The organism is Acaryochloris thomasi RCC1774 (assembly GCF_003231495.1).
Taxonomy (GTDB): domain Bacteria; phylum Cyanobacteriota; class Cyanobacteriia; order Thermosynechococcales; family Thermosynechococcaceae; genus RCC1774.
On sequence record NZ_PQWO01000010.1, the window covers coordinates 105,100 to 119,618 of the forward strand.

Annotated in this window: 12 protein-coding genes and 2 tRNA genes; 7 read left to right on the forward strand and 7 right to left on the reverse strand. The window is 50.9% G+C overall.

Annotated elements, in window-relative coordinates; translation table 11 throughout:
- Window positions 1-38: 38 nt before the first annotated feature.
- Window positions 39-1,013: a GGDEF domain-containing protein gene (locus C1752_RS15990; protein WP_146242360.1), complete on the reverse strand. Its 975-nt coding sequence runs from the start codon at window positions 1,011-1,013 to the stop codon at window positions 39-41.
- A 190-nt stretch (window positions 1,014-1,203) separates the two neighbouring features.
- Here C1752_RS15990 and C1752_RS15995 point away from each other — a divergent pair.
- Both C1752_RS15995 and C1752_RS16000 read left to right on the forward strand, forming a co-directional pair.
- Window positions 1,204-1,287, forward strand: a tRNA-Leu gene (locus C1752_RS15995).
- A gap of 18 nt (window positions 1,288-1,305) precedes the next feature.
- Window positions 1,306-2,076, forward strand: a complete 771-nt coding sequence (locus C1752_RS16000; protein ID WP_110987060.1) for a TrmH family RNA methyltransferase — start codon at window positions 1,306-1,308, stop codon at window positions 2,074-2,076.
- Between the two features lie 283 nt (window positions 2,077-2,359).
- On the opposite strand, the gene C1752_RS16010 is transcribed toward C1752_RS16000, so the two are convergent.
- The 3 genes from C1752_RS16010 to phoU all read right to left on the reverse strand — a co-directional run bounded on the left by C1752_RS16010 (window position 2,360) and on the right by phoU (window position 6,286).
- Window positions 2,360-2,947, reverse strand: a complete 588-nt coding sequence (locus C1752_RS16010; RefSeq protein ID WP_110987062.1) for a phycobiliprotein lyase — start codon at window positions 2,945-2,947, stop codon at window positions 2,360-2,362.
- Window positions 2,948-2,984: 37 nt separating this feature from the next.
- Complete coding sequence (locus C1752_RS16015; RefSeq protein WP_110987063.1) at window positions 2,985-5,282, reverse strand: ribonuclease R family protein; 2,298 nt, start codon at window positions 5,280-5,282, stop codon at window positions 2,985-2,987.
- Window positions 5,283-5,629: 347 nt separating this feature from the next.
- Window positions 5,630-6,286 carry a phosphate signaling complex protein PhoU gene (gene phoU, locus C1752_RS16020; protein WP_110987064.1) on the reverse strand — a complete coding sequence of 219 codons (657 nt, stop codon included), beginning with the start codon at window positions 6,284-6,286 and terminating at the stop codon, window positions 5,630-5,632.
- 442 nt (window positions 6,287-6,728) lie between these two features.
- On the opposite strand from phoU, the gene C1752_RS16025 reads away from it, so the two are divergent.
- The 4 genes from C1752_RS16025 to C1752_RS16040 all read left to right on the forward strand — a co-directional run bounded on the left by C1752_RS16025 (window position 6,729) and on the right by C1752_RS16040 (window position 9,979).
- A complete protein-coding gene (locus tag C1752_RS16025) occupies window positions 6,729-7,346 on the forward strand; it encodes a slr1353 family protein (RefSeq protein WP_110987065.1) in 618 nt (205 codons plus the stop codon).
- A 204-nt stretch (window positions 7,347-7,550) separates the two neighbouring features.
- Window positions 7,551-7,624: transfer RNA gene (locus tag C1752_RS16030), tRNA-Met, on the forward strand.
- A 101-nt stretch (window positions 7,625-7,725) separates the two neighbouring features.
- Window positions 7,726-8,862, forward strand: a complete 1,137-nt coding sequence (locus tag C1752_RS16035; RefSeq protein WP_110987066.1) for an NAD-dependent epimerase/dehydratase family protein — start codon at window positions 7,726-7,728, stop codon at window positions 8,860-8,862.
- A gap of 55 nt (window positions 8,863-8,917) precedes the next feature.
- Window positions 8,918-9,979, forward strand: coding sequence for an adenosine deaminase (locus C1752_RS16040; protein ID WP_110987067.1), 1,062 nt, complete (start codon window positions 8,918-8,920; stop codon window positions 9,977-9,979).
- Window positions 9,980-10,005: 26 nt separating this feature from the next.
- On the opposite strand, the gene C1752_RS16045 is transcribed toward C1752_RS16040, so the two are convergent.
- The 3 genes from C1752_RS16045 to C1752_RS16055 all read right to left on the reverse strand — a co-directional run bounded on the left by C1752_RS16045 (window position 10,006) and on the right by C1752_RS16055 (window position 12,847).
- Window positions 10,006-11,715 carry a mechanosensitive ion channel family protein gene (locus C1752_RS16045; protein WP_110987068.1) on the reverse strand — a complete coding sequence of 570 codons (1,710 nt, stop codon included), beginning with the start codon at window positions 11,713-11,715 and terminating at the stop codon, window positions 10,006-10,008.
- 143 nt (window positions 11,716-11,858) lie between these two features.
- Window positions 11,859-12,206, reverse strand: coding sequence for a hypothetical protein (locus tag C1752_RS16050; protein WP_110987069.1), 348 nt, complete (start codon window positions 12,204-12,206; stop codon window positions 11,859-11,861).
- 17 nt (window positions 12,207-12,223) lie between these two features.
- A complete protein-coding gene (locus C1752_RS16055; protein WP_110987070.1) occupies window positions 12,224-12,847 on the reverse strand; it encodes a hypothetical protein in 624 nt (207 codons plus the stop codon).
- A 291-nt stretch (window positions 12,848-13,138) separates the two neighbouring features.
- On the opposite strand from C1752_RS16055, the gene C1752_RS16060 reads away from it, so the two are divergent.
- Complete coding sequence (locus C1752_RS16060) at window positions 13,139-14,512, forward strand: AAA-like domain-containing protein (RefSeq protein ID WP_110987071.1); 1,374 nt, start codon at window positions 13,139-13,141, stop codon at window positions 14,510-14,512.
- Window positions 14,513-14,519: the final 7 nt, after the last annotated feature.

Consider the following 14,519-nt stretch of genomic DNA (forward strand, 5'->3'; position numbering starts at 1 on the left):
CCGATGCCGTACCGATCTTGTGAAGCGCTTTTTACGTTTTAGGTCACCACTCGATTTCGTCCCATTGCCTTAGCCTGATAAAGGTTCTCATCACTGCGTTTCAGCCATAACTTCCAGTTCTCTTGAGGATAGAGGGTTGCGAGACCGATACTGACTGTGACGGGTCGATCAGGCAGAAGCTCAAGCGCTGCGATCGCCTCACGTAATTCTTCCGCGACAGAGCTACCATTCTTACCCCCTGTTCCGTAGAGCAGCACCAATAACTCTTCGCCCCCCAACCGAAAGACTTTATCGACACGGCGAACCCGTCCTTGGAGCAATTGACCAATGCGGCGCAACACCTGATCCCCAGCTGCATGCCCAAAGGTATCGTTGATCGATTTGAAGTGGTCGATATCTAGAGCCGCGAGGGTCATGGCAACCCCCGTCCGATGACTTTGTGCCGTTGCCTGTTCGAGCGTTTCTTCAAGCAATGTGCGATTCAGTAAACCCGTCAGCGGATCGGTGGCGGCCTGCAGTTTTAGCTTGTATTGCTGCTCATTGATCACGCGCACAAAAATAACTAAAAAGATACTGATCATCACCAGCGTCGCCATCATTCTCACCGCCAGCACCTGCTCAATGACGGTCCAAGCAACAGGGAGGGTAACGATCAGCAGGGCTACATTTGCGATCCATGCTTTTCGTTCCGGGAGCAATAGATAGAACGAGGCGGCTGCGGGATAGCACCACAAAACACCAATGATCCCTTGACTGCGAAGCGAGGTAACTAGGAAGAACAGAATAGCAGGGACCAGCCCCAGTAAGGTTAGTGAGTCATAGTAACGGTTATAACGCGTGATGGTCCAGGTGTTGAAGATAAGAATTGCGATCAGGGCTAGAGAGCCGGTTCCCAACAGCAAGCGTCCTTGAATAAAGTTATTAATCGCAAAGGGTGTCAGGAACACAAGGCATACGATCGCAAGTGCGAGGGATGATTTGCGTAAGAAATCTGGAGTCTGCTGAGGTTTCACGATTATGGGCTACGGTATTTTTATGGATATCAGGCCGCATTTAGCTTATCGGACATCAGACTACGCAACAGTCAAATATTCATCGCTGGCGGTTCATACTGGGGGCAGTGAATTGTGCCCAGGAGTGGAGAGTTGACGGATACCGCCACTTTGGTCAATGATAGAGTCTCACGACTGATCGTCGATGCCAGCGGAACTGGCGGAATTGGTAGACGCGCTAGATTCAGGTTCTAGTGTCAGCAATGACTTCCGGGTTCAAGTCCCGGGTTCCGCATTACTCTAAAAAATCCCTATGCTGACGAGTCTGCAAAATCCTTTGGTGAAGCAGATGCGGAAGCTGCAGCGAGCTAAGTATCGTAAACAGCAGGGGGTTTTTCTGCTAGAAGGTACACATCTCCTACAGGAAGCAATGGTGGTGAACTGGCCGCTAGAGGTGGCTTGCTGTACTTCCATATGGACAGAGAAATATCCATTGCTTTGGCAGCAGCTTCAGGCTCAGGTTCGTGCGGAGCTTGTGAGTACCGAAGTACTCGGGGCTATGGCAACAACGAATACGCCGGATGGGGTGATTGCGATCGCAACCTCGAAAACCACAACGCCCCCAGACATCACAAATCTCGGTTTAGTCCTAGAAACGATTCAAGATCCTGGCAACCTTGGCACCATGATCCGCACTGCAGCAGCAGCAGGCGCTGAAGGAATATTACTGAGCGCTGATACCGTCGATCCAGAACATCCGAAGGTTCTGCGGGCCTCGGCTGGCACTTGGTTTCATATCAAAATTGGCGTCTGTGAAGATCTGCGACACGATTTGCAGCGCTACCAACAGCAAGGGATGCAGTTGCTGGGCACTCGCCTAGATGCCGAGCAAAGTTACTGGGACTGCAATCTCCAGCAGCCAACGCTAATCCTAATCGGCAATGAGGGAGCTGGTCTGTCTGCATCGCTCTCTGAATTGGCCGACACCCAAGTTAAAATTCCGACGGCTCCTGTTGTGGAGTCTCTCAACGCAGGCGTCGCAGCCGCACTTCTGCTGTACGAAGCTCAGCGCCAGCGGATTTGAGCATAGTCGTTCTAAAACTGTTTTTTAGTTCGAGAGAACCCTTTGTACAAAAATTTTTCTTTAGAAGATAGGTAGTTTTCTGTGTAAAACACCTCATAGTCAGGATTTTCTGCTTCGGCTGCCTCTATCTCCTCTGAGATAAATTTATAGGACCGCCAACGCAGCCAAGTGTTGGTCGCCCAAATGCAGGTCATCCACACACTCACAATGGATATGAGTAAAAGCCAAAAATGCTTGAGGTGCATTACTTACGTTCTCGCCATAAACCGATAGGGCGCCGAAGTCACCAGCCCAATGGTGTGAACTCTAAAAATTGAGAGGTGAGATTATCAGAAATATCATCGGTTTCCCCATCGATGATCCGGCGTTCTGTGCAGAAAGAGGCGGCACTGAATCCCCCAAACTGCTTCACTGTGTTGGTGCGTAACCGCACGTTGTCATTCAAAAAACAGAAGCGCTCCACTGAACTCATGGTTTCATACTCAGTGGTGAGAATAAGCCCCTCGCCATCAACCTGATAGCGACCCACCACCGGCACGCTTTCGGCATAGCCCCGCTCCCGTAAGAGCTTTCCTTGCTGCGCGTCAGATCCGTCCGGCACCAGAACAAACACGGTCGAACCCTCATGAGCATCACTTTGATTATCCCAGGCCATCGAGCCTTTCCAGCTCACTTGGCAACCACCAATCACTAAGCTGGCATCTATCTGGTGCAGGTGACAGATCTCTACAACTTTGGGATATTCAACGGCTAAGACCTCAACCAAAATTTCAGTCTGACCGATCTCAGACCGACGGAGCAGTAAATGGTGAGTCGTGCGTTGCGATTGCCAACGTCCTTCACTGAGTCGAAAGAATTCCATGGCCTCCATTGGCCTGCCTCCTCCTCCTTCAAGCATTCCTTATCGCCTATTCTTCTTCGCCAGACCCTTTCGGGATCACAGGCTCGGTTTCTAGATCTTCTTCAGAGGCTTCGCTGCCGCCTCCAACAACAACCAAATCAATCTGCTGTCGATAGTAGTCAACGCTCTTGACCTCAACTTCAACGCGATCCCCCAGTTGATATTGGCGACGGTTCTTGCGCCCAATCAGGGTTTGTTGACGTGAGCGATATTCGTACCAGTCATCCTTGAGCGAACTAACGTGGACGAGGCCTTCGACCATCAGATCTTCAATGCGGACAAAGAAACCATAGGACTGAATGCCCGTAATTACACCCTGCAAAACTTGCCCAGTGTGGCCCTGCATCTGCTTGGTTTTCTGCAGACCCAGCAAGTCTCCCTCGGCTTGGCGACAGAGCTGCTCCGCTTCATTGAGTTGAGGGATAGCAGTTGCGATCGCACCTTCAAGCTGTCGCTGCGTCTCAGGCGGCAAAACGTTCCAGCTAATTTGGCCGTGACAGGAACTGTGACGCAGATTCACCTTTTCTTTCGCTCTGGTCGTGCGTCGGTCCCGTCCCTCTGCAAACACAGCCTGCAGCACATACTGATTGAGCAAATCGCTGTAGCGATTGAGGGGCGACGCAAATTGGCCATAGTTCTGCACATGGGCGAGACCAAAGTGCGGCCCCGAAGCATCATGGTGGGTCGCGGGCTTCAGGGTTCCTTTCAGCAAATCATAGAGAATCGGAGCCTGCTCTGCTCCCTGAAATTTCTCAACACAGGCCTGGTAATCCTGGGGCTGGACAGCCTCTTCATCCTGCAGGGAAAGCGGCACCCCTACATTACTCGCCAGCTTCAGCACATCCTGAATATCCTGCACATCCGGCGGTGACTGAACACGATACACAGCCGGCACCCCTAAGGCGTTGAGATGATTGATCACCAAGTGATTCGCTAACACCAAAAACTCAGCAACCATGGCCCGAGCATCCTCTGGCGCGCTCACCACCACTCCCAACGCATCATCATCACCACACATACGCAGCGGCGGAGAAACCAACGGCAGCACAAAGCTGCCCCGCTGCTGCCGCTGCTGCCGTAGGGCCTGACTCACCTGCTGGAACTGATCGACTAAATCATGCACTGCAGCCAGCTTCTTCGCTTCGGGCGTCTTCTGTTCTTTACGGTCGAGTACCCGTTGGGCATCCTGATAGCTGAGCTGGTGGTCTACATTGATCACCGAGGGCTGCACCTCAAACTCAACGACTTCACCCTCAGGGGTGAGCGTCATCAATACAGAGATGGCTAACCGCTCTGTTTTCGGCAATAGGGCACCAATGCGCTCCAGCAGCTCCTCAGGATACAGCGCCAGCACCTTGTCCCCTAGACACATCGTATGCCCGCGGCGAGCTGCTTCTTGGGTCAGAGTCTCACCGATGGGCAAATAATAGGACAGGTCCACGACATGAACCCCCAACTGCCAATTGCCGCCTTTAACAGATTCTAATGACAGCGCATGGTCGAGGCTCGTCGCCTGATCCGCATTGCCAATGGTCAGCGTGGGCACCTTTTGCAAGGTCACTCGCTTCTTTTGATCAGCCTTCCGCAACTTACGGGGCAGCGCCTCGACAGCTTCCTGCACTGAATCAGGGAACGTGCGCGGCAGATCGTATTTGCAATACACCAGCTCGGTATCCGCGGCAGACTGGGCATCACTACCCAGCACCTGCGTCACCCGGCCCTTAGGATGCAGCGGACCTAACGGATACTGCAGCACCTCAACATGCACCAGATTTTCGATCGCTTCTTTGAGAGCAATGTCGTGTTTCTTAGCGTCTAGCTCTAGCTCAAACAGCAGACGATCATCCAGCGGCACGGCTCGGAACTGATCGGTTTCAACTTCTTTGACCCGAGCAATCACTGACGGATTTGCACGTTCTAAGATCACCCGCACTTCGCCTTCTGGGCTGCGGCGACGACGGCCTTCCTTTGTGACTTTGACGAGTACGCGATCGCCATTCCAGGCATTGTTGAGCTGGCTCTCTCGAATATAGATATCTTCAGTCTCTTCAGCATCTTGAATTGCGAAACAGAAGCCTTTACTCGAACAGCGAAGTTTGCCCTCCACTAGCTCTTCTTCTAAAGCCCGTCGATACCGCCCCCGTTCCTTTGTTAAGACACCAATGCGGACCAGGGCATCAAGGGCAATCTGGAGATACTGCAGGCTCGATTCTTCTTCGCAGTTTAATTTTTTTTCTAAGACTTTGGGGGCAACTAGCTTATCGTCTGTAAAGCTCTTGAGCAGCGAGCTAATCGAAAGTTCCATGCAGGTAGGGATCCTTAGTTCTCAGGCAGAAATAATGTCCGTTGTTGACCCCAACATTTTAGAAATCAGCCGATGACAACTCGGTCGGCAAATTCGCGGTTGGATTTAGATCAATGCCCCAGTCATATCAGCAGGAAACCTATCGAAGATGGGTTGCGGTTGCGAATAGTCTCTGTTGAGTTTTAACCGCTTGTCCAGCAGACACTTTCTCGTCTTACTGTCATGAAATCTAAGGCATCAACGGAGGGCACAGAGTAGAGAGCTATGAAATGACTCATTTCACTGCATGCCTTAACTAATCATCGTTCCCTACAGATGTTCAACTGTCAAACCAGAAGCAAAAGAGATTATCGTTGGCCTGTGACAACATAGGCAACCCGCTTGCCAATATTCGTGGCGTGGTCGGCCATCCGCTCTAGGGCGCGAATGACCAACATCATTAGCAGCAAGGGTTCAACAGATCCTTGGATATTAGTGGTCTGGGCGAGGATCTCGTAAATTCGAGTGTAGCAATCGTCAACGGCATCATCTCGCTTTTTGATTTCAAGGCCAGACTCTGCGTCTAGGTTTGTCAGGGCAGCAAGACTCATAGAAAGCATCGCCCGCGTCAAATTCGACATATGCTCGACATCATCAATGTAGAGCGGGACCGGGTAGGGAAATAGCTGAATCGAGACCTCGCCTAGGTCTTCTGCATAATCACCAATGCGTTCTAGGTCCCGCACAAGCTGCATGAGCGTACCAATGAGTCGCAGATCTGTGGCAACGGGAGACTGCAGTGCAATTAACTGCAGACAACTCTCCTCAATTTGACGATAGTACAGATCAATTTGCTTATCCTGACGAGCCAGCCGATCGACGACCTCAACATTCCGCTCAAACAAAGCTTGGTGAGCAAGCCAGGCAGACTGTTCCACAAGCGCCCCCATCCGCAAAACATCTGATTGAATCGCTTGCACTTTGCGGTCGTATTGGCTTCTAATCACCTTGGCGGCTTGGGACACAGAGAAAGCTCCCTGACAGGTTTATACTTTAGCCATTCTGCTGAGATGTTGACGTACGCTATGATGGGCCTTGTTTTTTATAAGCCTACTCTAGCGCACCCGAATTCCTCTATTTGTATCACTCTCGTACGAATCTTTCAGCTAGAAAACGGAGCAGAGTTTTTCAGAGTTCACCACTCGTCACCTGAATACCATAGACACATATAGGAGAACTCTCGAGCGATATCATGATCTCTTTTGAGAACTTTCGACACTTTAAAGAAGTTGTGATTGCTATTTGAGATAGCTTTTAGAGAGTCTTCTTAATGTCTGTGGCAGTCTTTTGAATCTACAGGGCAGAGCATGAAAAGTCCTAGCCCCTCATTCCGAAAGTCAATCGTGAGGATGCCAAGATAGCAAAGAGCAATCTTCATTACGCGCTTTATCTCCAAGGCTTGTTGTCATGTACTCGCAGTTCAGAACTCAATACCCAATGGGCAGTCTCACCTCTGAGCTAGTGCACATGCAGCAGGGACATTATGTGGTGCGGGCCATTGTTCAGGTGGGAGAGGTAACGCTGGCGACAGGTTTATCTGCGGCAGAGACGGTTGAACAGGCCGAGGATCAGGCTCGCAGTCGCGCTTTGGTTGTCTTGGGAATTGAGTCTGGCTATGCTCACTTACTAGATCAGCCAGAGCCTCCCCCGGCCCAACTGAATCCAGCTTCCCAGGAAAATGAGCTAGAGCTGTCGCTTTCTGGGCAACCCCCAGCGTGGGAAGATCCGGTGGAAATGGCTTCAGAGTTTTTGGATCCAGAGCCAGTAGCGACATCAAAAGCTCGCAATGGCCGCCGTCGTTCGACGAAGAAGGCAGCTCCCCCGGCTGCTGACCCGATTGATTTGTCCGATATCATTGCTCAAACAGATGTAGAGCTAAAGCGTTTAGGGTGGACCAATACGCAAGGTCGGCAGTACCTGGAGCAGACTTACAATAAGCGATCTCGCCAGCAGCTCACGGATGAAGAGCTACTAGAGTTTTTGCAAACGCTGCAGGATCAGCCTGTGGCCGAGCCGCCGTTTTAGGACTCTTGAACACAATGCTTTGAAGCGTTCAAGAATCTGCTTTACGGCTCTTTTATATAATCTCTTTTATATAATTTAGATCCTGGACGACCATCCAGAAATATGAGCAACAGGATCGTTATCTTGAATGTTGCTATAGCAATCGCAACAGGGGTTATGTTAAGTTACAAGACTGTTGGTTGTATTTCGCAACATTCGTGATCTGGCTCGGTAGCTCAGTTGGTTAGAGCAGGGGACTCATAAGCCCAAGGTCGGCAGTTCAAATCTGCCTCGAGCCATTAAAGCAGAAGACAAGCAAGGCTGAGTCATCTCCCTTTATGATGTCGGTGAGTCTGCTGTGAGTTCGCACAGGTTGAATGCCAATGTGGAGCGTTTTGAGATGTCAAACCTACCCGTGTCTCTGCCCTATAAAGGTGAAGAGCTACAGCAGTGGTATTTCAAAAAAGCAACTCAAGACCCACATTTAAAAGAAATTACACGGCTCCGCGACAAAAAAATTTGTATCATGGGCGGCTGCGGACAGGTGGGATCGCATCTCGTTACGAAGCTCTATGAGTTTGGCTTCTCGCCCCAGAATTTATACGTTAATGATGATTTGCGTCTGGGCCAACGCAGTAATCTACCAGAGCCTTGTCGAGAAAATGTGGACGTGCGATCGCATCTCCAATACGCCCAAGATCCACCCCATCGACCTGACATTCTTATTTTTGTCGGTGGACGCTCCAGCGCCCCTCATTTTCAAACCCTAGCGGACGTCACTGACGAAATCGAAACCTGGAAAGCCGTCTTAGAATGGTGCGTTCAGGCCAGAATCCGGTTGATTTTTGCGTCTACCAGTAGCTTGTGCAAGACGCGCCCTTCTGTCGAGACCCAACCCGTCTGGCCCGGCTCTCTCTACGAACTTACTAAGCTGGTCATGGAAGATATGGCGGTGCAGCAAACCCTAGCGGACGACCTAACCGTTCAAATTTGTCGATTTTTCTCGGTATACGGCGTCACCGAAAAACACAAAGGCAAAGTTGGGAATCTTTATACACAATTAGTCTGGCACGCTCTAGAACAGCAGCCCTTTGAAGTCTGGGGACGGGACGGCCACTTTAAACCTGGCACCCAAACTAGAGACACCATCTTCGCTGCCGAAGTCTGCCGCGCTATCCTGCATTTGCTAACCCTACCGAAGCCCCAACCAACGCTAGAAGACATTTCGGACTTGACCTACAACATTGGTCAAGGACAGCCCACTTCCGTCAAGGACATGATCGAGCAGGTGGCCACGCTCCTGCCCGCCTCACTGCAGCCAATTACCAAAGAGGTGCAGGTACCGGACGGCATTAAAAACTATGTCGTGCATACCTGGGGCGACCCGCAAAAGCTAATACAGACCGGGTTTCAACCTGTTTTCAAACAGCATGAAGACAACCTGAAATTCATCATCTATGCACTCCTCACCCAGATGGATTGGTACTGGTCAGGCGTAGACAACATCCGAAATCATATCCTGCAGTCAAATTGTTAATTTTTGTTTATAGTTGTAGGAATAGCTTTCACATCTAAAATAACCGGGGAATTTAATGGCGCTCTATGCTGAACTTCATCGCCATCTAGGTGGCTCCGTTGTACCTCGCGTTCTGTGGCGGTTCTTCCAGCGCAGCCACTCTGATTTAGCTCAACAATTTATCGACTACACCGCCTTCGAGGACTTCTACACCCGTCCTCGAAGCTCTTTGGCTGAGTACCTAGAGCTACATACGCTGGTGGAAAGTGTTCAAAATAACGAGACGCTGCCCTACTTTATCTATCGACTGATGCGGGGAGCTTATGTCTTTGAGAATCTTGCCTATTTAGAGCTGCGCTACACGCCCTATTATCGAACGCCAGAAGATCTCAGTCAGACTCAGCGGATCGACCGCATGGCCCAAATTGTAGAAACGGTGGGTCAAGCCAGTCAGCTCAATGAATACCCCATTATTACCAGCCAAATTCTGTGTATGCACTCACGGCTGCCCTATGAGGTGAATCGCGCCATTGTCGATCTGGCCGCTCAGATGCCGAACTATATTTGCGGTATCGACATAGCCGGGGGCGATGCTCTCTATGGCGAACGGATGGATGAGTTTGTTGAACTCTATGCCTACGCACGCAATCTGGGCCTCAACACCACAGGTCACGTCTATGAAACCACAGAGGGTTGTCATCCAGAACTGCTGCCCTATTTGATGCGAATCGGTCACGGCATTCAGATTCCGCTGCTGCACCCAGAATTGCTGCCATTAGTCGCCCAACGTAAGCAGTGTCTAGAGATTTGCCCCACGACCTATTTGAAGACGGGTACACTGCAGGATATTCAACAGCTGAAGGTGGTGTTCGACCGCTGCTTTGAGGCTGGCGTAGATATTGCGATCTGTACGGACAATGCTGGACTGCACAACGTTCGACTCCCGTTTGAGTATGAGAGTCTATTGACCCATGACATTATTAGCTTTTCCCAACTCAAAACCTGTCAGGAGAACGCCTTCCGCCACGCCTTTGCATGGCCCCTCAATCAAGAACCCATCTCAATTTTGAACAGAGCACTACAGGCCAGTCCTGACCTAGCGCTGCTCACAGATACAACGCTGCCGGAGTACAGTTGACCATTGGTAGGGGAACGGCAGTAACGCTAGTTCTCTTTCTGACCGTTGACTTGCCCTTGCTGAAAAGGGGCAGATAGAGGGTTGATTCGAAAGCCAGGTGCTGAATAATTTTTAGGCAGATAATCTTCGGGGATCGTCGTTTGATTGCCGTCCCGCACCGCCGCGTAGTGAGGCGAGAGAATCTCGATATCTGCTTCGTTACAGTGGCTTTGAATCTGCTGATGAAGCTCAGAGTAGATCGTCATCATCTTGCTGGGCTGATCGGTATAAGCATTGATCTCGTAGCTGACATTGAAGTCTCCCAAGCTGGTCTGTAAGACAAAGGGAGATGGCTCTGGCAGAATATGTTGCGTTGCTAGGGCTGCAGCAATTAAAACCTCGTGTACCCTGGGCCAGGGTACATCATATCCGAGGGTGATTGTGGTGTGCAAAATTAAACCGGCGGGATCTTCTGCGGCGCTGAAGTTGATGATGTGATTGGCCAGCACCATACTGTTGGGAATCGTCACGACTACATTTTTAGGTGTGCTGACTCGGGTCACTAAGAAGGTGCGCTCCACCACGTCTCCAGTGGTGTCGGCAATTTTGACGCGATCGCCGGGATGAAACGCACGGGTATAGGTCAGTGCTAAACCGGCAAACACGTTGGCAACGACGGCGGTTGCCCCCAAGGAAACGAAGATTCCTAAAAAGATAGAAATTCCCTGCAGGGCGGGGGAACCGGCACCAGGGAGATAGGGAACGGCAATGGCGATCGCACCGGTAATAATCAGAAATTGCACAATCTGAGAGGTGGGTTTTGCCCATTCTTGATAGAAGCCCGGAAAGCCAATAATGCCTCGCTCAATGCTGGAAAGAATCAGCTTGAAGAACTTCGTGATGTAGTAGGCGAATGCACCAATCACAACCAGAACAGCGAGATTGGGTAAATAGGCAATGAAGCCGTCCCACAGCAGTTTGATGGCTGCAATCAAGTAGTCTAGAAGCTGCATGGCAAGGCCCTTCGTACCTGGGAATATCCCCAGAACTGCCAGCACATAACAATAGAGCAGCCCCAGCACTAGGGGCTGACGCAGGAATTTAGTGGTGCTGACCAGTAGACCGATGATCTGGTCTTCTGATAAAAGCTCAAGCTGCTGAATTCTAATCGCCCGAATCCGGCTGCCTTTCCAACTGTTGAGTCTGGCGTGGAACCTTGGCAATAAAATTCTGAGAAAAATTAAGGCAATCAGGAAAAGGGTGGTTGCGATCGCAACATAAATCCCACGATGCAGCACATGCCTAGAGTCATGGGTCTCTCGGTATTGATCGATAGCCTGCTGAATGATGCTGACGTGGCCACTAGCTAAATCTTGAGTTGAACGACCCGCAGATTGCGCATCTTTGGTTGTGATTGTGAGAATAATCTGTTCGCCCGCTACAATGTCAGCCCTATCGGGGGCTGACCTCACCTGGAAAGACGTTGCAGCATCAACCTCAGGATCTTTTGCTAGACGTTTTAACCGCTGGCTGACCGCACTCGCTCGCTCTTGAACCGAAAACGCCCCCATAGGATGCTGTAGGGGAAAGAGCGGCTGATCGTCGAGCGTCACCTGAGCCATCGAAGCACCATTGGCTGAAGGGCTGGGTGTCAGACTCGGGGACGAACTCTGGGCCATGGCTCCAAGACTGGCCCAGAAAAACATAGCTGCGGCCAGCAACAGAGCCACTAACCGGTGCTTGACTATCCATTTCATGCTTTTTGGAGCCAATCGCTACAGTTCTCTACTCTCAGCGTAAAAGCAGATGTTGAGAACAGAGAAAAAAGTAGGAGAAGCTTAAGACCCAGTTCACTATTCAGTCAGACCTCAAGTCTCAGACAGGCAAAGTGATTAGCCCCCTAGTCACAGGGCGGATATTTACAGTCTGGGTCAGATTGATGCAGCGTATCACTATCTAAAATGACGATTGCTAGCGATTCTGCATCACCGCTCAAACCATTGAAGCCGCCTGATGCCGCGGCTGAACTAGCGCCCAACTGACCGACGAGCGCCATACAAAACGCAATGCTGCCCAGTGCCTTGGTCACGCCGAGTCCTTTTATATCTTGTATATCTCTACTCAATTTCTTAAACCAGCCCTTTTGAGGTGCCATTGAGTGCTCCTCTAGCGTATGCGATTGACCCATCCATTGCCACTGGGAACAGAGGACTACTGACAGAGTACCCATCAGTAGTTCGTGATCCATCATGCCCCCGGCAAACTTTAATCGTCGTCTCGATTTCTGCGTCTACGAGCGCGCCGTCGATCACGGTTGCGATCGCGTTCTGTAATATCTTCAAGACGATCCTTAAGCTCGTCAATTCTCTGGTCTCGACGATTCAACTGCCGATTTCTCAGCCTGATCTGCTTCTTAAGAGAGTCTCGCTGATTTTTAAGACGTCGATCTGGCGAAAGCACTTTAATGCGTCTCCGGTCTCGCAGTCGCCAGAGATCATCCGCGTCTTTACTGCGTCGCCACAGGTCATTGTCATAGCGGCCAAACACTCGCTGTCCACGCAAAACCCTGCGCCGCCGGAAGCGATCTCTTCCTCTGCTGCCATAGCGATAATCGCGTTCGAAGAGGGAGTAGCACTGTTCCAGCGTCAGGCGATATCGGCAGTTCTTAATGTAATAAAGCTCAAAACTATCCTCGTAAACCCGTTTCCCCGAATGGCGCTGCCGCTCCCAAGGGATCCGTCCCGCAACCAGTTCTCCGTCCCCCACATCCTGAACCAAAACATCTGCTTCTTCCACGAGGCTTTCAGGGCTGACAGCTGTCGCCGGGGAAGTCAACGCAGCGGCTCCCAACACGATGGCTGTTGCGAGTATGGTTGGTAACTTAACCATTCTTCTTGCACTCCAAAACATTTCACCTTGACTGTACTCACAACCTTAGCCACGCCAAGACGGCATGTCAGTCTAATCAGATGGGGCAAGTAAGGGCAATCCGTAACTCTAAACTTCGCGTAAAGTAGAAATTGGTAGAGATTAATAGAAGAAGGTAATCGTCCCCTCCACAGCACTCTATATTTCAGGAACTCAAATCCACCATATGCCGGTCATATAGCTTAAACGCAAGCCGTCATCGGGGAAAAGGAGCGACGGTACGCTGAGCACTCAATTCGTGAATGTTAGCCCATGAAACCCCAAGGCTGGGATAATTTCCTGCAACAGATTGCCAAAGACTATCAGCTTCGCGGTCGACTCAAAGCGGTCTTCTTGGTTCGATTTGCCTATGAGAACTGGCGTAAACCCGACAAACAGGTCTGGAAGCTCGCAGAAGCCGCCAGCCACGAGACCTACAAGAAGCAAATGACCTCGGTGTATGCCTCATTTACCCAACAGGGAGACAACGCCGTTTACTGTCCAGAGCTAGAAGTTTACGGTAGAGGACCTGGGAAGTTTAATATCTTGCGAGAATGGCTGCAGGAGACCCAGTATCCTCAATGGCAGCAGAGCAGTGCCCTCCCCACCTCTACCGGCGATCTATCCTTTAGCTATCGAGTCCCGGTTCCCTACGATTCACCCTTCTATATCGAACGTCCCCCCGTAGAGGCAGACTGCAGTCAGCAAGCGCTGCAGCCCGGAGCACTCATCCGCATCAGAGCGCCAGAGAAGATGGGCAAAACCTCTCTACTGCGCCGTATTTTGGCCCATGCCGAAAGTCGAGGGTGCCAGCCGGTTTACCTAAATTTGCGAGAGGCAGAAACGGGGATTTTCGCAACGCTGGATAAGTTTCTGCGTTGGTTTTGCGCCAATATCAGTCGAGAGCTAGGCTTGAAGCCGGTCTTAGATGAAGACTGGTCAGAGGAACTGTACGGCAGCTTAATTAGCTGCAAAACCTATGTGCAAACACAGGTTTTATCGCAGCTTGAAAGTCCGTTAGTGCTGGGCCTTGACAACGTTGATCGCATCTTCGAATTTCCTGAGATTGCCCAGGATTTCTTGCCCATGCTGCGCTCTTGGAATGAAGAGGCCAATAATCAAGACATCTGGGCCAATCTACGCCTCGTCATTGCCCATGCCACTGAAATATACATCGACCTTGATGCCAATCAATCACCCTTCAACGTTGGGTGGCCAGTGCATCTGGAAGGTTTTAATCTTGCACAAATGCAGCAGCTAGCACAGGTTTGGGGATTAGACTGGTCTGCCCCCACCTTAGAGCCGATAGCAAAAACGCTGATGGAGCAGGTGGGGGGACACCCATACCTCGTTCAGATTGCCCTTGATGCCCTACAAAATCAGCAGATGCCCTGTAACCAGCTTTTGGAGCAGGCCCCCACCCAGGGCGGCATCTATGGCGATCATCTGCGTGCTGCCTGGGATACGCTCCATCGACAACCGGATCTGGCAGCCGCGATGAAACAGGTGGTCGAGTCTCAGGACGGCGTACAGCTTGAACCGAGGCAAACATATCAGCTTGAAAGCATGGGCCTTGTAACGCTTACGGGTGATACGGTCCGGCCTAGCTGCGAGCTTTACCGGCAGTACTTTAGCACCTGTCTTTAGGGACGGA